Here is a 17,546-nt window from a genome sequence, read left to right as displayed (position 1 = left end):
GATCGCGTAACGCGATGTCGTGAAGGCTCGACGCGACGGTGACATGTGTCATGTCGTGCGCGGTGTCGCGTGGCCCACCTCTGACGGAATCATATTGAGAACCTTTATTATTTGCAATCGTCCAGAGTCAGTCAGGCAACTCAGCAGTGCGTTCCGTGCAATGCAGGATGCCTGTCTTCTCGAGACTCGCCACATGAGGGACGAGGCCTCCGCTGCCTTGGTGGCGGGCGCGCCCTTGAGTGGCAAGCGGGACTGTCACGTCAGTCCTGCCGCCTGGATCAGGGCCCGCGTGTAGTCCTCCCTCGGATTGCCCAGTACCTCGGCAGTCGTTCCGCTCTCCACCAGCTTGCCTTCGCGCAACACCATCACGCGGTGGGCCAGAGCCCTCACCACGGCCAGATCATGACTGATGAACAGGTAGCTGAGGCCATGACGCGCCTGCAGGTCGCGCAGCAGGGCGATGAGTTGCTTCTGGACGCTGCGATCCAGCGCCGAGGTGGGTTCATCCAGCACCAGCAGGTGAGGTTCGAGAATCAGGGCGCGGGCCAGCGAGATGCGTTGGCGTTGCCCGCCGGAGAACTCGTGAGGATAGCGATCTGCGCACTCGGCAGGCAGCTCGACCTCGCGCATGACCTGCGTCACGCGCTGATGTACCTCGCCCTCTGAGAGCTCAGGCTGATGAAAGCGCAGGCCTTCACTGATGATGTCCGTGACGGGCATGCGCGGTGAGAGCGAGCCATAGGGGTCCTGGAAGACGATCTGCATCTGGCGTCGCTTGTGACGCAGGGCGTTGCGATCCAGCGTATCGATACGGGCATTCTCCAGACGAATCTCACCGCGTGCGGCCTGCAGCTTCAACAGCGCCAGGGCGAGGGTGGTCTTGCCGGAGCCCGACTCGCCCACGATCCCGAGGGTCTCCCCGCGCGCGAGGGTCAGATCCAGCGGCTGAAGCGCGATGAAATCCGCTGGACGTTTCTGGAACAGCTTGCGAGGACGCGAGAAGCGCACCTCCAGATCACGTGCTTCCAGAACGGGCGTGCCCGCATCTTCAGGGGCGAGTGGCGCGGCCACCCCTTCAGGCTCGGCGGCCAGCAGTTCGCGGGTATACGGGTGGCTGGGAGAATCGAAGACCTCTGACACCGGCCCTTGCTCGATGCATTCGCCTTCCCGCATCACGATGACGCGGTCTGCATGGCGGCGGACCAGATTGAGGTCATGGCTGATCAGGATCATGGCCATGCCCTGGTCTCGCCGCAGCCTGTCGAGCAGAGCGAGGATTTCCTGCTGCACCGTGACGTCCAGCGCCGTGGTGGGCTCGTCGGCGATCATCAAAGGCGGCTGATTGGCCATCGCCATGGCGATCATCACGCGTTGGCGCTGACCGCCAGAGAGCTGATGCGGCCAGGCCTCGAGGAGTTCTTCCGGGCGAGGCAGCTGAACCTGCTTGAGCAGCTCGATCACTCGCTGGCGTGCCGCATGGCCACGCAGACCCTGATGCAGCCGCAAGCTCTCGCTGATCTGGTCGCCGACTCGGGCCAGGGGGTTGAGGGATGTCATCGGTTCCTGGAACACGAAGCCGATCCGGTTGCCGCGCACGCGTTGCCATTGGCGGCTCGTCAGGGCTGACAGATCCAGCCTCTCTCCCTCGAGCGTGGTGAACTCCCGCGTGCCGGTGACATGGGCATGCCCCGGCAGCAGGCCGAGACTTGCCAGCAGGCTTACTGACTTGCCCGAGCCGGATTCGCCGACGATGGCCAGACATTCGCCGCGCTTCACGTCCAGCGACAGATGCCTGACGACAGGTGTCTTGCCAAAGCGGATGCAGAGATCGTCCAGCCGCAGCACGCAGTGATCCCGGGAGCGCGGCTCGGCGTTGGCCGCTGTCGTGGCTTCATGCATTGACTGACTCATGCGTCCTGCTCCCGGGCACTGATATGACGTGGGTCGAAGGCATCGCGCAGCCCTTCACCGATGAAGACCAGCAGGGTCAGCATGATGCCGAGACTGAGAAATGCCGTCATGCCAAGCCAGGGGGCCTGGAGATTGTTCTTGCCCTGCGCGACCAGTTCGCCCAGCGACGGGGAGCCTGCCGGCAACCCGAAGCCCAGGAAGTCCAGCGCGGTCAGGGTCGTGATGGCGCCCGTGAACAGGAAGGGGATGAAGGTCAGGGTGGCGACCATCGCATTGGGCAGTACATGACGCCACATGATGAGACGTGAGGGCAGGCCCAGGGCGCGGGCCGCGCGCACATACTCCAGATTTCGCGCACGCAGGAATTCGGCGCGCACGATATCGACGATCCCCAGCCACGAGAACAGCAGCATGATGCCGGTCAGCCACCAGAGATTGGGTTCCACGATGCTGGCCAGGATGATCAACAGGAACAGCACCGGCAGTCCAGACCAGATCTCGATCAAGCGCTGCCCGATCAGATCGACCTTGCCGCCGAAATAGCCCTGAACGCCACCGATCAGCACGCCCAGCACGATGGAACCGGCGGTCAGCACCAGAGCGAAGAGGACCGACAGGCGGAAGCCGTAGATCACGCGCGCCAGCACGTCCCGTCCCTGATCATCCGTGCCCAGCCAATGACGGGCATTGGGAGCCGAAGGCGCGGGAGACCCCAGGTTGAGATCCAAGGTGTCATAGGAATACGGGATCAGGGTGTTGAGCATGAAGCCCTGCGCCGCGATGGCGTCGATCACATAGGGATCGCGATAATCCGTGGCGGTCGGCAGGAAGCCGCCGAAGGTCGTTTCCGGATACTCCTTGAGCATCGGCAGGTAGAGCTCGTCCTGATAGGAGACCAGCAGTGGGCGGTCATTGGCGATCAGTTCCGCCCCGAGCGACAGAATGAACAGCACGCCGAAGATCAGCAGTGACCACCAGGCGCGCCGGTTGTCACGAAACGCTGTGATACGCCGCCGCGTGATGGGCGACAGGCGCGAGCGGTGCAGGCGTTCCGGCACGTCCTGGACGACGTTGGTCTCCCCTTGAAGGGGTGTGTCGTGACGCATCTCAAGCCTCCCGGGTCGCGAAGTCGATGCGCGGGTCGATCCACACATACATCAGGTCTGATACCAGTTTCAGGATCAGGCCAATCAGAGTGTATAGGTACAGGGTGCCGAAGATCAGCGGATAGTCGCGCTGCAGTACCGCCTCGAAGCCCAGCAGGCCCAGGCCATCGAGAGAGAAGATGACCTCGATCAGCAGCGAGCCGGTGAAGAAGATGCCGACCAGCGCCGCCGGCAGCCCCGCGATGATGATCAGCATGGCGTTGCGGAAGACATGTCCGTAGAGAATGCGGTTCTCGCTGGCCCCCTTGGCGCGCGCCGTCAGCACGTACTGCTTGTGGATCTCATCCAGGAAGCTGTTCTTGGTCAGCATCGTCAGGGTGGCGAAGCTGCCGATGGCGGAGGCCAGCACGGGAAGGGCGATGTGATGGAAATAATCGAGAACCTTGCCAAGCGTCGAGAGCTCCTCGAAACCCGGGGAGGTAAGCCCCCTGAGCGGGAACCAGTCGAGATAGCTGCCGCCGGCGAACACCACGATCAACAGGATCGCGAACAGGAAGCCCGGAATCGCGTAGCCGACGATGACGATACCCGAGGTCCAGACATCGAAGCGTGAGCCATGCACCAGTGCCTTGCGAATGCCCAGTGGTATCGACACCAGATAGACCAGCAGCGTCGTCCACAGGCCTAGGGAAATCGAGACGGGGAGTCGCTCCAGCATCAGGTCGATCACCGGGCGGTCGCGGAAGAAGCTGTCGCCGAAATCGAAATGCGCGTAGTCGACCACCATGTCGCGGAAGCGCTCCCAGGCGGGCTTGTCGAAGCCGAATTGCTGCTCCAGCTCGGCGATTAGGGCCGGGTCGACTCCCGAGGCTCCGCGATAGGTGGAACTGGTGCCGGAGCCGCTGGTGACGCCATCGCCACCCCCACTGTTCAGCCGTGTGCTGGCCCCGGCGCTGAGGCCGTCAAGACGCGACATCAGCTGCTCGATGGGCCCGCCGGGAGCCGCCTGGACGATCAGGAAATTCAGCAACAGGATTCCAAGCAGTGTCGGAATCATCAACAGGACTCGGCGCAGAATATAGGCACCCAAGAGCAATCTCCCTGCGTGTCATGCGGCCGCCCTGTGCGGGGCGGTCCAGATGGCATCGTGTTCATTCATGGTTGAGCAATCGCCGGGGCGGGCCTTGCAGACGCCCCATGTCGGTCGTGCTGGCCAATGCCGAGGGATGCGCGGCAGTTGGCCATCTTCACGCGAGTGTTTCAGTCGTCTGACTCGTCATCAGCCTCAGCCCCGGGGACGATCCACCAGCTGTCCAGACTCAGCAGATACTCCGGGAACGGCTGCGGATAGCCGAACTTGTCCCACAGCGCGATGCGAGTCGCCGCGAGATGCCACTGCGGCACGACATGGAAGCCCCAGCGCAGCACGCGATCCAGTGCTTGTGTGGCGCTCAGCAGGTCTTCGCGGGTCTGGGCCTGGATCAGGGCATCGGTGAGTGCATCGATGACCGGACTCTTCAGGCCGATCAGGTTGCGCGAGCCGGCGACATCGGCGTAGTCGCTCGTCCAGTACTCGCGCTGTTCGCTGCCGGGACTGTTGGACTGTGGGTAACTGCCGACCACGACATCGAAATCGAAGCTTCGCCGACGATTGATGTACTGGTTGACGTCGACGGTGCGGATACGCGCCTGGATGCCGATGCGTGCCAGATTGCGAATCCACGGCTGGATGACCCGTTCGAACTGGGTGTCGTAGTTGAGGACTTCCAGTGTCAGCGGCTTGCCCGTCTCGTGATTGACCAGCTGGCCATCCGCGACGCGATAGCCAGCGTCCCGAAGCAGGTTGAGTGCCTTGCGCAGCCGCGGGCGCAGTTCCGTGGGCTCATCGATGGGCAGCGGGTCGCGGAAGACGGCGGCGGGCAACTGGTCCTTGAACGGCTCAAGCAGGGCCAGTTCCCGTCCTTCAGGCAGGCCATTCGCGGCCATGTCCGAATTCTCGAAATAGCTGTGGGTCTGCTGGTAGGCGCCGTAGAAGAGATTGCGGTTGACCCAGTCGAAATCGAAGACCAGTGCCAGGGCTTCGCGTACCCGCGGGTCCTGGAAGCGCGCGCGGCGTTCATTGAGCACGAAGCCCTGCATGCCGGCAGGATTGCTGTCCGGCACCTCCAGCTTCTTCAGACGCCCGTCTCTGAGCGCAGGCGTATCATAGGCCGTCGCCCAGTTCTTGGCGCTGCTCTCCACATGCAGGTCAATGCTGCCGGCCTTGAAGGCCTCCAGCGACACGCTCTGGTCGCGGTAATAGTCATAGACCAGTGTCTGGATGTTATGGCGTCCCTTGTTGACGGGCAGGTCCTTGCCCCAGTAATCCGCGACACGCTCATAGCGTACCTGGCGTCCGGCATCCAGCGAGGCCATGCGGTAAGGCCCTGAGCCAAGCGGCAGTTCCAGCGTGGCGCGGGTGAAATCACGTGTCTTCCAGTAATGCTCGGGCAGGACCGGCAGCTGACCGATGATCAAGGGCAGCTCGCGGGCGGCGTCGGGGGCCATGTCGAAGCGAACGGTATCGGTGTCGATCAGGCTGACGCGAGTGACATCGTGGTAGTAGCTCTTGAAGAAGGGCAGGCCATCCTTCATCAGCAGACGATAGGTGAAGACGACATCCTCGGCGGTGACGGGTTCCCCATCATGAAAGCGTGCGCGGGGATCGATATCGAATTCGATGGCACTGCGGTCTTCTGCCAGTCGGATCCCGCTGGCCAACAGGCCATATTCAGTGAAGGGTTCATCGGCAGACTGGGTGAGCAGGGTGTCATAGATCAACCCGCCGAAATAATTGAGCCCTGCCACCGAGTTGCCCTTGAGGATGAAGGGGTTGGTGGAGTCGAAGCTGCCGATGGCGGCGCGAGTCATGCGTCCGCCGATGGGGGCGTCAGGATTCACGTAGGGGAAGTGCGTGAAGCCTGCCGGATGTGCCGGTTCGCCATAGATGGCCAGTCCGTGCACGGTCGGCACGTCCAGGGGGGCCACGGGAGTCTTCTGATCAGTGGTCCGCGATGAGGATGCATGCGCCGGTGCAATGGCGGAGAGAATCAGAGCCCCGAGGCACAGTGCACGAAGTAGGCGTGCATGCCGAGGGATAAGAGAAGCAGCCTGCATCAAAGGACATCCTTGAATGGGGGATCATGGCGCGAAGGGCCAGGTGACAATGTCGGGCGGCACTGGTGGACACAAGGCAGGCAAGTCAACTCACTGCCAGGGGGTCCGCAAGCATCGACCTCGCCAAGAGTATCGAAGTTCCCCGTTATCGACCATTGTTCGACCACGACGAGGGCGACTGACTGGTGTCAGTGCCGGCGTTTCAGTGTCTGTTGTTGCCTCGCGGTGTCGGTCACCGGGTGTCGGCCACCGAGTGCTGGAGGAGTCCAGGCTGACAGGTGCCTGATATCAAGACGCCCCCGCCATGGAGCATGGCGGGGGCGTCTTGATGTTGCGTACGTGCTGCGTAGGTGCTGCTTAGGCGATGGCGCTCAGTTGGCGCTGTAGAGCGTCAGCATCTGGCCCGGACGCAGATAATCGGCGGAAGAGAGCTTGTTCCAACGCGCGATCTGGCGGGTGGTGACATTGTGACGCGCCGCAATCACCGACAGCGAATCGCCACGCTTGACGCGCACCTTCTTGAGGCCGTTGGCTTTTGCGAGTTGCGCCGCTGCCACGCCGCGAGTGGCGTCAGGCACCAACAGAGGCTGACCGACCCGGATGGTGTTGCCGCTCAGGCGATTCTTCTGCTTGAGCTCTGCCAGTGTCAGTCCACTGCGCCGGGCGATGACCGACAGGCTGTCGCCACGCTGTACACGGTACTCCGCCCAGCTTTCGCGGGTCTCTTGCGGCAGGGTCTCAAGCTTGCTGAGGAAGGTGTCACGTGCCGTGGCCGGAATCACCAGCGAGCTGTCTCCCGGGCTTGTCGCCCACCGCTTGTACGCGGGATTCAGGGTGCGCAGCTCGCTTTCGCTGATGCCAGCCAGTCTGGCGGCAACGGAAAGGTCAAGCTGGCCCCGGGTATCGACAGCGGCGATTTCCGGGGTGTCCGGAATCGCCGGCAGATTCAGGCCGTACTCTTCGGGTTCACGGATCACCGCAGCCAGCGCCAGCAGCTTGGGCACGTACTCCATGGTCTCGCTGGGCAGCTTGATGTTCCAGTAATCCTCATCCCCTGAGCCGGCACGTCGGCGCGCGCGGTTCACGGTGCCGGCGCCGGCGTTGTAGGCGGCCAGCGCAAGCTCCCAGTCTCCGTCGTACCAGCGTTCGCCCTGGGACTGCAGATAATCCAATGCGGCATCGGTGGCCATCAGGACGTCCTTGCGGCCGTCGTACCAGCGGTTGCGGGTCAGGCCCATGGCATCGCCGGTCTGGGGCATGAACTGCCACATGCCGGTGGCGCCGCCGGGGTGGGCGGCATCCGGATCATAGGCACTCTCGATGAAAGGCAGCAGGGCAAGTTCGGCCGGAAGGCCGCGCGCCTCGATGCGACGCGTCACATAACGCAGCCAGGGGCGAGCCTGTTCGGCGATACGCTCCACGTGCTCCGGGTGCTCTTCATACCAGTCGATCCATTTGCGTACTCGAGGGCGTCCGGTGTCCTGCTGCAGCTGATAGCCGGCACGCAGGCGCTGCCACACATCATCGTAGCGCGCGGGCACCGCATCGATGGCTTGCATGAAATTCAGAGGAGCGCTCTGATGCACGCTGGTGGGTGTCAGGTCGTCGAGCGCCCGGGAGCTTGCGTTGGCAGGGGTCGCCATCAGCGGCAGGCACAGGCCGGCTCCGAGGGAGGCGAGGCGAATCAGGTAACGCAGACGTTCAGCAGTCAGTGGCAGGCGGGCCGGCGTGTCGGCGGCAGATGTCTTGATGACAGAGGTGTCGTCGGTACGGAGGTCTTGCTGATGCATTGACGGAGTACTCTTTGGCGAGCCTGCGTCGGATGGGCACGACACGGGCTCAGCATGCCGGACATTCCGGCGCAAACTGTGACTGCGGGGGCTGATCGGGATCACGAGAACCCGACCCGCTGTCACGCGAGACGCCTGCCCATCTTCAGGTCGTGGGCAGGCGCGCGGTCAGCGGGTCTAGAAGCTGTCCTTCCACTGGCGCAGTGCCGTGAAGGCTGCCAGTGACGTGAGAGGCTGGTCCTCTGAGGCAGTGAGACGTCCTTGCTGGAGCAAGCGTTGTTGCAAGGTGGGGTCATCACTGCGCAGGAAGGGGTTGATCTGTCTTTCACGCGCGATGCGACTCGGGAGGGTCGGGCGGCCGGTCTCGCGGGCGCGCTCACACTCGGCGATCACCTGATCGCGTTGCGTGTTGTCAGGCTCCGCCGCGCGGGAAAATGCCAGGTTGGCCAGGGTGTACTCGTGAGCCGGGAAGACGAGGGTGTCTTCCGGGAGTGATGCCAGGCGCATGAGTGACTGGTGCATCTGCTCTGGTGTGCCTTCGAACAGACGGCCACAGCCCGCACTGAAGAGGGTGTCCCCGCAGAACAGCAGCCCCGGCATGCCGGCACTCACGAACGCGATGTGGTCCAGTGTGTGGCCGGGCACTTCCAGCACATCGAACAAGCGTCCCTGCACGCGCACGCTGTCACCATCGGCGACACGCACATCGATTCCCTCGATGGCCGGATTGTGCGGGCCGATCACGCGAGGGCGGTAGCGCTTGATCAGCTCGGGGAGGCCGCCGGTGTGATCCTGATGGTGGTGAGTGATCAGGATCGTGTCCAGAGTCAGGCCGCGGGTTTCCAGAACCTCGATCACCGGCGTGGCATCACCCGGATCGACGACGGCAACCGTGTCGCTGTCGTCGCTCTGGATCAGCCAGATATAGTTGTCCTGAAAGGCCGCTATGGGCGTAACGCTCATCATGGTGGTCAGGTACTCTTGTCGTGTCGGTATCCCATTGCGTGACGGGGGAGGCTGCCGGTGACGTGACCGAATGAAAGAACTTGGCAGTTCCGTCCCGCTGGCGATTGGCGCAAGCCTTCGCCAGGCATATGGTGGATACGATGTCTTCAAGTGATGTCGAGGCCATTGCTCACGGAGGTTTTGGCGTGGCATCGACGATGCGATTTCTCATCGGACAGCCCGGGGCGTTCATCGCCGCTCTTTTCCGGGGTGTCTGGCGTTGGCAGCGCGCAAGCGGCTGACGTATCGCCATGCAAAGGCGTAAAGCCTGCCGAGCAAGCGGGTAAGTGTCAAACCTCTTGTGGTGTGAGAATGTAGAAGTGTGTGACATCTTGCTTGCGCGTGGGGCGCTCCCCCATGAAAGAGACGGGAGATGCAGGGATGTGGAAAAGTCGCTCACGCGGGGCGGATTCCGCTGCGCAACTCACCCCGGAAGCGCGTCGCCGACAGCACGCGCGGCTGCTGGGCGCCCACGTGCGAGCGATGCGCGCCTTTCTTGAAGGGGCGGACGGCAAGGACATTCTCATCGCCGAGCGCGAGATGTTGACGCCACTGTTCGAGCGTTGCTTCGGCTTCCACAGTCTGTGTCTGGGGCCGGGAGACAATGACCTGCTCTCCTTGTCTCCCATCCGGCATGCCATCCATTGGGCGCCGGAGCCCGCCCTGGCCCAATCGCCATCGACCCTCATCTGCCCGCTCACTCAGCTGGCCCTGCCAGATGAAAGCATGGACATGGTGATGATCCATCATCTGCTGGAGGTCGCACCGGAGCCTCATCGCCTCTTGCGCGAAGCGGCGCGTGTCCTGCGCTCCAGCGGTTGTCTGATCATCGTCGCCTGGCAGCCGATGTCCGGGGAAGGGCTGCTGCGCCTCGACCCCCGGCGGCGGCACATCACTCCCTGGGAAGGCAGCTGGCGCACCCCGGCGGCGCTCAGGGACTGGTTGGCCTTCGTGGACTTCGAGATCGAGCGTATCGACTACGCGGGGTTTCACCTGCCTGGCTTGCGCCTGCGCCATGGTTGGCTCGAGCGGATGGGACGCCGTTACAACCTGCCTCTGGGCAGCCTGATGCTGATACGGGCCCGTCGCAATGTCGGGTACGTGCAGCCTCTGAATGCCAAGCGCTCACGCGTGGCGATTCCCGGTGTCGCCATCGGGCAGGTGACCCGCCTGCATTCACGCGACAATCATGACTCCCGTTCGTCGGATGACTCGGGCAAGGTGTGAGCCGTGCAGGGCATGTCGCCACGCCGTCCGTGTCGCCAGGTGGGCTGACATGGACTGTAAGGACACACAGGTCGCTTTGCCGCTATCCGGCATGAGCGGTTAGAATGTCGCCCTGGCAGCAAGCCCGCGTCGAAGTGACGTCGCGTCGTGTCATTGCCTGTGTCCTGTCCTTTCTCCAAGAGTGTTCCCCTGTGAGTCACAGTGTCTCCTCGTCCGATCTCGCCAATGATGCCTCCTCAACCGCCCCCAGCCCTCGGGTGGTCATCCACACCGATGGTGCCTGCCGGGGAAATCCCGGCCCGGGAGGGTGGGGAGCCATTCTCGTCAGTGGCAAGCATCGCAAGGAACTCAAGGGCAGCGAACAGGACACCACCAACAATCGCATGGAGCTGATGGCCGCCATCGAGGCTCTGAAGGCGTTGACCCGGCGCTGTGACGTGGTGCTGTGGACGGACTCCGAATACGTCAAGAATGGCATCACCAAGTGGGTCCATGGCTGGGTCAAGCGCGGCTGGAAGACAGCTGCCAAGCAACCGGTCAAGAATGAGGCGCTGTGGAAGGCGTTGCTGGAACAGAGTCAGCGTCATGATATCGAGTGGCGCTGGGTCAAGGGCCACAGTGGCGACGAAGGCAATGAACGTGCCGATAGCCTTGCCAATGAAGCGATCGATGAGATGCAGTCACGCCGTTGAGCACGCGGCCACTGGCCCGGCAGCTCAGAGTCAGGTGCCACCGAGTCACAAACCTCAGCGTCAGAAGCACCAGCGTCGGATACATCAGGACCAGTGTCTTCAGAGCCAAGTTCACCCGGACCCGTTCACCAGGTCCCGTTCACCAAGAGGTCTGAGATGCGTCAGATTATTCTCGATACCGAAACGACCGGTATCGACCCGAAGGAAGGCCACCGTCTGATCGAGATCGGTGCGGTGGAGATGATCAATCGCCGTTTGACGGGGCGCACTTATCACCAGTACATCAATCCGGAACGATTGATCGATGAAGAGGCGATCGGCGTCCACGGCATCACCGATGAACGGGTCGCCAATGAGCCGGTCTTCGCGGACGTGGCGGATGCCTTCTGGGAGTTCATCAAGGGCGCCCAGCTCGTCATTCACAACGCGCCCTTTGACGTCGGCTTCATTGATCATGAATTCGGCCTGATCAATCCACGGCGTAGCCAGCCGCTGGGGCCGGTGGCGGAACACTGCGCGATCCTCGATACCCTGAAGCTCGCCCGTGAGAAGCACCCCGGTCAGCGCAACAACCTGGATGCGCTGTGCAAGCGCTACGATATCGACAATGGGCACCGCGTGCTGCACGGTGCCTTGCTGGATGCGGAGATCCTCGGCGACGTCTATCTGGCGATGACCGGCGGGCAGACGGCGCTCGGGCTGGACGACATAGACGATGGCGATGAGGGAGAGGGCGGCATTGTCGGGGTGCGTCGCCTTCGGGCGGACCGCCCGCGTCTGGTCACGCCCGGGCTCTCGGCGCTGGAGCTTGAGCGCCATGCTGCCTGGTGCGAGGAAATTCGTGCCAAGACAGAATGTGCCTTTGACAAGGTGGCGATCGACGCGCTGGGCAGCCTTGACGGCAGAGGCAACCCGGGAGGCGCTGTCTGATGCTGATACGTGATCTGTCACGAGTGAACCAGCGTCAGGGGTACCTGATTCGCATCGGGCGCGACGGGGTCGCCCCGGCACCCGATGGCGGCATCATTCAACCGCCATGCGACTGGCCATCCGGCGCGATTACACTGGGAGAGTGGCAGGGGGCGCCGATCGCCGTGCTTGGCGAGAATGGGTCTTCCGAGTGGCCAGGCGCTCGGCAATGGTTGCATTCACTGCCCAGAGAGCAGTTCCCGCTGCTCTCAAGTGCCCTGCAGGTGCTCAAGTGGGCGCGGGACCATCGTTTCTGTGGACGTTGTGGCAAGCGAATGAAACGTCTGGAACATGAGTTCGCGATGCACTGTACCGGCTGCCAGCATCGCAGCTATCCGCGAATCTCGCCCTGCATCATCACGCTGATCACGCGTGGGCGTGAGTTGCTGCTGGCACGCAGTCCGCGTTTCGGGCCCGGCATGTACTCGACCCTGGCCGGCTTCATCGAAGCCGGGGAAAGCGCCGAGGAAGCGGTGAGGCGCGAGGTCCTGGAGGAAGTGGGTGTCGAGGTCGGACGCGTGAGTTACTTCCAGAGCCAATCCTGGCCATTTCCTCACTCCTTCATGTTGGGATACTACGCCGAATATGCGGGCGGGGAGATCGCCATTGATGGCCATGAGATAGAGGATGCCCAGTGGTTCACACCTGAATCCTTGCCTGGCTTGCCGCCGAAGTTCTCGATCTCGCATGCCTTGATCGACAACTTCCTGCGCTCGGTGGCCAGCGGTCGCTGATGCCTGGCACTCCGGGCTGTCAATGAAAACGCCCCTGCCAATGGCAGGGGCGTTTTCATTGACGGTATCGCTCATCGAGCGATACCGATCAGCAGAGGTCACATCCGCTGTTCTGCCGTCACTTGTTCGGGAAGAGAGAGGTCAGCTTGGTGGCCAGCATGATGTTGCCGGTCGCTTTCAGGCGGCCCGTCATGAAGGCCTGCATGCCGTCGACTTCGCCCTTCATCACGCCCTTGAGGGTATCGCTGTCAGTGGACAGCGTGACGGACGGATCGTCGTGCTCCCCTTCGCCCACGTCCAGGGTGCCATCCTTGACGACCATGTAGTAGTCATCACTGTCGGTGATGTTGAACTGGAAGACGTCGTTCATGCCCTTGGCGGCGTCCGGGTTGAAGCGACTTTTCAGCATCTCGATGACGGCGTTGGCGTCTGCCATGGCAATATTCCTTTTCAATGGTGAAGGCTGGGAAAGTGGATATGGGGGTCAGCACTTTCAAGGCTGTGCATCAGACTATTTCAAACGATCGTTCCAATCAAGCGCCGAAGATGATCTCTTCCGTTGCAGCGGCCCTTGCGCTGACCGGATCAACCGGCGTTGTGCCACCCTGTCTCGCAGCGCCGTGCTCGCCTTGCAGAGAGGGTCATTTGCCCCCATGTAGCAGGAATCTCACAGCTGGCCTGGTGGCCGCTAAAGTCGTTGTCCGTCAGACAGATCCGTGCAGGTCGCGGTGTCCGACGACACCCATGTCGTTCAGGAGCAAGTGCATGCAATGGTTATCGGAATATGGCCTCTTTCTCGCCGAGGCAGTCACGGTGGTGGTGGCCATTGGGGCGATCATCCTCATGATCGTGCGTGCCCGTCACGGGGACAGTGGTGAGCGCGAGGCTCGCCTCAAGATTCGTCCCTGGCATGAGCGCATGCAGCACCTCCAGCGGGAATTGGGACAGGCCGGGTTGGAAGATGCCGAGCGCACCGCCAATGCCAAGGCACGCGCCAAGAAGGAGAAGCAGGAGGCCAAGTCTCTCAAGAAGGCGCTCAAGGCCAAGGCGAAGCGCAAGCCTTCAGATGACGTTCAGGAACAGGACTCCACTGCCGGGCGTCGGGTGTTCGTGCTCGATTTCGTCGGCGATATCAAGGCGACGGGAGTGGAAAGCCTCGCCGAGCAGGTCACCGCGCTGGAAGGCGTGCTGACCGACAAGGATGAAGTGGTACTGCGACTGGAGTCTGGTGGTGGCCTGGTGCACGCCTACGGTCTGGCCGCCGCACAGCTGGATCGTCTGCGTGCGGCAGGCGCGCGTCTGACGATTACCGTCGACAAGGTGGCCGCGAGTGGCGGGTACATGATGGCGTGTGCCGCTGATCACGTCGTGGCGGCGCCGTTTGCCGTGATAGGGTCCATCGGCGTCGTGGCACAGGTGCCCAATGTGCACCGACTTCTCAAGAAGCACGATGTCGATGTGGAGATCCTGACGGCTGGGCGTTACAAGCGAACGCTGACGATGCTGGGGGAGAATACGGAAGAAGGGCGTGAAAAGTTCCTGTCTGACCTGGCACGCACCCATGATCTGTTCAAGCAGCACGTCGGTAGCCGTCGTCCGCAACTGGATGTGGAGGCCGTGTCACAAGGGGACATCTGGTATGGCAGCGAGGCGATCGCGATCGGTCTGATCGATGAGGTGGGCACAAGTCAGGCGCTGCTGGCCGGCTATCTCAAGCAGGATCTCAAGATATTTGAAGTCAGTCTTGAAAAGCCGCGTCGCATGATGGATCGATTCGGGAAGGGGGTGACGCTGAGTCTGGATCGTGTGCTTGACCGCGTGCTGGAGCGCAATGTCGAGTCACGCTGGCAGCAGCACTGAGAACTTCGCGAATCGTGATCTGCAGGCGCCAGGCTCTGCACGAATGCAAGTCTGTGGGCAATGGCGGCCATTCCCTGGCCATCCGTCAAACTAGGAGTGATGAAGGTGCGAGAGACCTGGTGATGTTGCGGGTCTGGCTCAGCCTGGTCATGGCATCACGTCGCGACATGGCGTGACCGGATGATCCGATGGCTTCCCTCAAGGGCGTCAGTCTTCGACTGGCGCCCTTTTTCAGCGATAGAGTTGTTGAAGCGTGCGGATCACGCCTGCAGCGTTCGGGCCCAGCAGTGAGTAGTAGATGGTCTGTGACGCCCGGCGAGTCCGCACCATGCCTTCGCGACGCAGAATGGCCAGATGCTGCGACAGGGCTGACTGGGAAAGTTCGAGACGTGAATTCAGTTCACTGACCGACATTTCGCTTTCACTGAGCAGGCAGAGAATTCGCAAGCGATTTTCATTGCCCATTGCCTTCAACAGGGCAGTGGCTTCCTCGATCACGCGATCATCTGCCTGGTGTAACGTGATGACATCATCTTGCGCAGACATGGCGGGTTTCCTCGCGGTTGAGACCTTGGCATTCATTGGTGAGCTCCGGTGCTGTCTGGGGAATTCCATCATCAGATTGGCCGTCCTTGTGGTGTCAGGCATGAAGTATCCTTGTTTTAGTGAATCATCAATAACTCCGCGTGCTACGTCCAAGGAAATATTAAACGATAAATCATCGAGGGTGGCCTGATCAGGGGTGGACTTTTCCTTTTCCTGACGCTGGTCGACATACGGTCGTTCGTTTCACTGCGTGTCGATGACGTCATACGACGAACTGACCAGGGTTGGATGCCTCATCTGACATTCACACGGTCGGGTTTTGGCCTAAGGTTCTGATAGTGCGCAAGCGCGTCACCTGCCATCAGCGTGGTGGGACACTTGGGGTCGCTAGCTGCCGGCATCTTCCAGGCGCAGTCCCCGAGTCGAAGGCGCGTAAGGCGTGATACTGCTTTCTGATGGCAACGCCATGCCATGAACCCCGTGCCAGCATCGTCAACGAGGTAAGCCATGCCTGAGACCGCCAAGCGATCCGCACGCGAGCACTACGAATCACTTGTCTCGCGTGCCAATCAAGCGCCAGAGGACTTCTGGGCTGAGCAGGCCAGGCGCATCGTCTGGTTCCGTGATCCATCGACCATCCTGGCCTGGGATGCCCAGGAGCACGCCCGTTGGTTCATTGATGGCGAGATGAATATCTGTCATGCCGCGCTGGATAATCACGTGGCCAATGGCCGCGGGGATCAGGTGGCGCTCTACTGGGACTCTCCCGTCACTGACAGCAAGTGCCAGTACACCTATCGAGAGCTTCGCGACGAAGTGGCCAGGCTGGCGGGTGCCCTGCGTGACAAGGGGGTCGAGAAGGGTGATCGCGTGATCATCTACATGCCGATGGTGGCGGAGGCCGCGATGGCGATGCTGGCCTGCGCACGCCTGGGGGCGGTGCATTCCGTGGTCTTCGGAGGATTCTCCCCCAAGGAGCTGGCCGTACGGATCGATGATGCGACGCCCAAGGTCATCCTGGCGGCCTCCTGTGGCATCGAGGTCGACCGTGTCATTCCCTACAAGCCGTGGCTGGATGAGGCGATCGAACTTGCGACGCATACGCCAGAGGCCTGCCTGATCCTGCAGCGTGAGCAGCAACGAGCCACCCTGGGGCCGCGAGACCACGATTGGCAGGAATGTCTGGCGCATGCCCAGGCCACGGAAGCGGTCAGCATGCTGGGAAGCGAGCCGCTCTATATCCTCTATACCTCAGGCACCACCGGGACGCCCAAGGGTGTGGTGCGCGATCACGCCGGCTACGCCGTGGCACTGCATTACTCCATGGAAATTCTCTACGGGACCCGCCCGGGGGACACCTTCATGGCAGCCTCCGATATCGGCTGGGTCGTGGGGCATTCCTATATCGTCTATGGCCCGTTGCTGGTGGGAGCCTCGACGGTCATGTATGAAGGCAAGCCGGTCAGGACGCCGGATGCCGGAGCCTTCTGGCGCTTGATCGAGGAGTATCGGATCAACTGCTTCTTCACGGCACCGACCGCCTTCAGAGCCATCAAGAAGGAAGACCCCGACGCCAGCCTGATGGCCGGGCGTGACCTGTCCAGCCTGCGCAGCCTGTTCCTGGCGGGGGAGCGACTCGATCCTCCCACCTATCATTGGTTGAATGACCTGCTGCCAGTGCCGATCGTGGATCACTGGTGGCAGACGGAAACCGGCTGGCCGGTCGCGGGAAATCTGCTCGGTCTCGACATGATCACTCGCCAGGCGAGTGGCCCCCGAGCGCCGGTCGAGGCACGCGCGGGCAGTGCGACCTGGCCGTTGCCCGGTTTCAATGTGCAGGTGCTCGATGGCCTGGGAGACGAGGTCGAACCCGGAGTGCAGGGTAACGTGGTCATTCAGCAGCCGCTGCCGCCCGGGTGTCTCACGGGGCTCTATCACAATCCCGCGCGTTTCCACGCCGCCTACCTGGCGGCGTACCCCGGCTACTATCTGACGGGAGACGGCGGCTATCTTGACGAGGACGGCTACCTCTTCGTGATGGGGCGCATCGATGACGTCATCAATGTGGCAGGGCATCGCCTGTCCACCGGGGAAATGGAACAGGTCCTCGGCTCACACGAGGCAGTGGCGGAATGTGCGGTGATCGGCATCGAGGATTCGCTCAAGGGCGAGATGCCGCTGGGACTGGTGATCATCAAGGATGCCTGGCGCGGTGACGAATCAGCTCTTCGTCAGGCGCTGGCGCAGCGTGTGCGCGATGAGATAGGGGCGATCGCCTCGCTCAAGGACGTACTGATCGTCGAGCGGCTGCCCAAGACACGCTCCGGCAAGATTCTGCGCAAGATGATCCGTCAGATCGCCGCGGGAGAGCAGTACCATATTCCCTCGACCATCGATGACCCGGCGAGTCTGGAGGATGTGCGTGAGGCATTGAGCGAGGCAGGCGTTGGTCTGGCCGGACAGGCGCGCAGTGCTTGAGTGACGTGAGCATTGCGGGTGAGTGAACGCTTGGGCGCAGATCGCTCCACGCAAGAACACAAGGCCCCCGTC

At 62.2% G+C, this 17,546-nt stretch carries 14 protein-coding genes; 6 read left to right on the top strand and 8 right to left on the bottom strand.

The genetic code is table 11. The annotated features are described in order from the left end of the window. Positions 1-255 precede the first annotated feature (255 nt). The 6 genes from PJK54_RS12430 to gloB all read right to left on the bottom strand — a co-directional run bounded on the left by PJK54_RS12430 (position 256) and on the right by gloB (position 8,929). Positions 256-1,899, bottom strand: a complete 1,644-nt coding sequence (locus tag PJK54_RS12430; RefSeq protein WP_271303130.1) for an ABC transporter ATP-binding protein — start codon at positions 1,897-1,899, stop codon at positions 256-258. Between the two features lie 8 nt (positions 1,900-1,907). Beyond that, the gene (locus PJK54_RS12425) at positions 1,908-3,017 is read right to left on the bottom strand and encodes an ABC transporter permease (protein ID WP_271303020.1); all 1,110 of its coding nucleotides are present in this window, start codon (positions 3,015-3,017) and stop codon (positions 1,908-1,910) included. 1 nt (position 3,018) lies between these two features. Continuing rightward, positions 3,019-4,107 carry a microcin C ABC transporter permease YejB gene (locus PJK54_RS12420; RefSeq protein ID WP_077376791.1) on the bottom strand — a complete coding sequence of 363 codons (1,089 nt, stop codon included), beginning with the start codon at positions 4,105-4,107 and terminating at the stop codon, positions 3,019-3,021. A gap of 170 nt (positions 4,108-4,277) precedes the next feature. Then, the gene (locus PJK54_RS12415) at positions 4,278-6,173 is read right to left on the bottom strand and encodes an extracellular solute-binding protein (protein ID WP_271303019.1); all 1,896 of its coding nucleotides are present in this window, start codon (positions 6,171-6,173) and stop codon (positions 4,278-4,280) included. Positions 6,174-6,544: 371 nt separating this feature from the next. Then, complete coding sequence (locus PJK54_RS12410) at positions 6,545-7,963, bottom strand: LysM peptidoglycan-binding domain-containing protein (protein WP_271303018.1); 1,419 nt, start codon at positions 7,961-7,963, stop codon at positions 6,545-6,547. Between the two features lie 177 nt (positions 7,964-8,140). Continuing rightward, positions 8,141-8,929, bottom strand: a complete 789-nt coding sequence (gene gloB, locus PJK54_RS12405) for a hydroxyacylglutathione hydrolase (RefSeq protein WP_271303017.1) — start codon at positions 8,927-8,929, stop codon at positions 8,141-8,143. Positions 8,930-9,349: 420 nt separating this feature from the next. Here gloB and PJK54_RS12400 point away from each other — a divergent pair, with 420 nt between their 5' ends. From PJK54_RS12400 to nudC, 4 genes are all read left to right on the top strand, one after another. Next, a complete protein-coding gene (locus PJK54_RS12400; RefSeq protein ID WP_077376780.1) occupies positions 9,350-10,195 on the top strand; it encodes a methyltransferase domain-containing protein in 846 nt (281 codons plus the stop codon). A 191-nt stretch (positions 10,196-10,386) separates the two neighbouring features. Then, positions 10,387-10,887 (top strand): ribonuclease HI, encoded by a 501-nt coding sequence (gene rnhA / locus PJK54_RS12395; RefSeq protein ID WP_271303016.1) that lies wholly within the window; start codon positions 10,387-10,389, stop codon positions 10,885-10,887. Between the two features lie 156 nt (positions 10,888-11,043). Then, positions 11,044-11,817, top strand: coding sequence for a DNA polymerase III subunit epsilon (gene dnaQ / locus PJK54_RS12390; protein ID WP_077376774.1), 774 nt, complete (start codon positions 11,044-11,046; stop codon positions 11,815-11,817). Then, positions 11,817-12,590 (top strand): NAD(+) diphosphatase, encoded by a 774-nt coding sequence (gene nudC, locus PJK54_RS12385; RefSeq protein ID WP_271303015.1) that lies wholly within the window; start codon positions 11,817-11,819, stop codon positions 12,588-12,590. The genes dnaQ and nudC overlap by 1 nt, the downstream gene beginning before the upstream one ends. 118 nt (positions 12,591-12,708) lie before the next feature. Here the strand turns inward: nudC and PJK54_RS12380 are convergent, their stop codons facing one another. Next, on the bottom strand, positions 12,709-13,026 hold the full coding sequence (locus PJK54_RS12380; protein ID WP_077376768.1) for an SCP2 sterol-binding domain-containing protein: 318 nt from the start codon (positions 13,024-13,026) through the stop codon (positions 12,709-12,711). Between the two features lie 329 nt (positions 13,027-13,355). On the opposite strand from PJK54_RS12380, the gene sohB reads away from it, so the two are divergent. Continuing rightward, on the top strand, positions 13,356-14,450 hold the full coding sequence (gene sohB / locus PJK54_RS12375; RefSeq protein WP_077376765.1) for a protease SohB: 1,095 nt from the start codon (positions 13,356-13,358) through the stop codon (positions 14,448-14,450). A gap of 231 nt (positions 14,451-14,681) precedes the next feature. Here the strand turns inward: sohB and PJK54_RS12370 are convergent, their stop codons facing one another. Continuing rightward, positions 14,682-14,996: an ArsR/SmtB family transcription factor gene (locus tag PJK54_RS12370; protein WP_271303014.1), complete on the bottom strand. Its 315-nt coding sequence runs from the start codon at positions 14,994-14,996 to the stop codon at positions 14,682-14,684. Positions 14,997-15,503: 507 nt separating this feature from the next. Here PJK54_RS12370 and PJK54_RS12365 point away from each other — a divergent pair. After that, positions 15,504-17,474 (top strand): AMP-binding protein, encoded by a 1,971-nt coding sequence (locus tag PJK54_RS12365; protein WP_271303013.1) that lies wholly within the window; start codon positions 15,504-15,506, stop codon positions 17,472-17,474. Positions 17,475-17,546: the final 72 nt, after the last annotated feature.

This window comes from Cobetia sp. MMG027 (assembly GCF_027947415.1).
Classification (GTDB): Bacteria; Pseudomonadota; Gammaproteobacteria; order Pseudomonadales; family Halomonadaceae; genus Cobetia; species Cobetia marina.
Note: the sequence above shows the minus strand (reverse complement) of the source record. Positions and strands in the feature narration are given on the sequence as shown.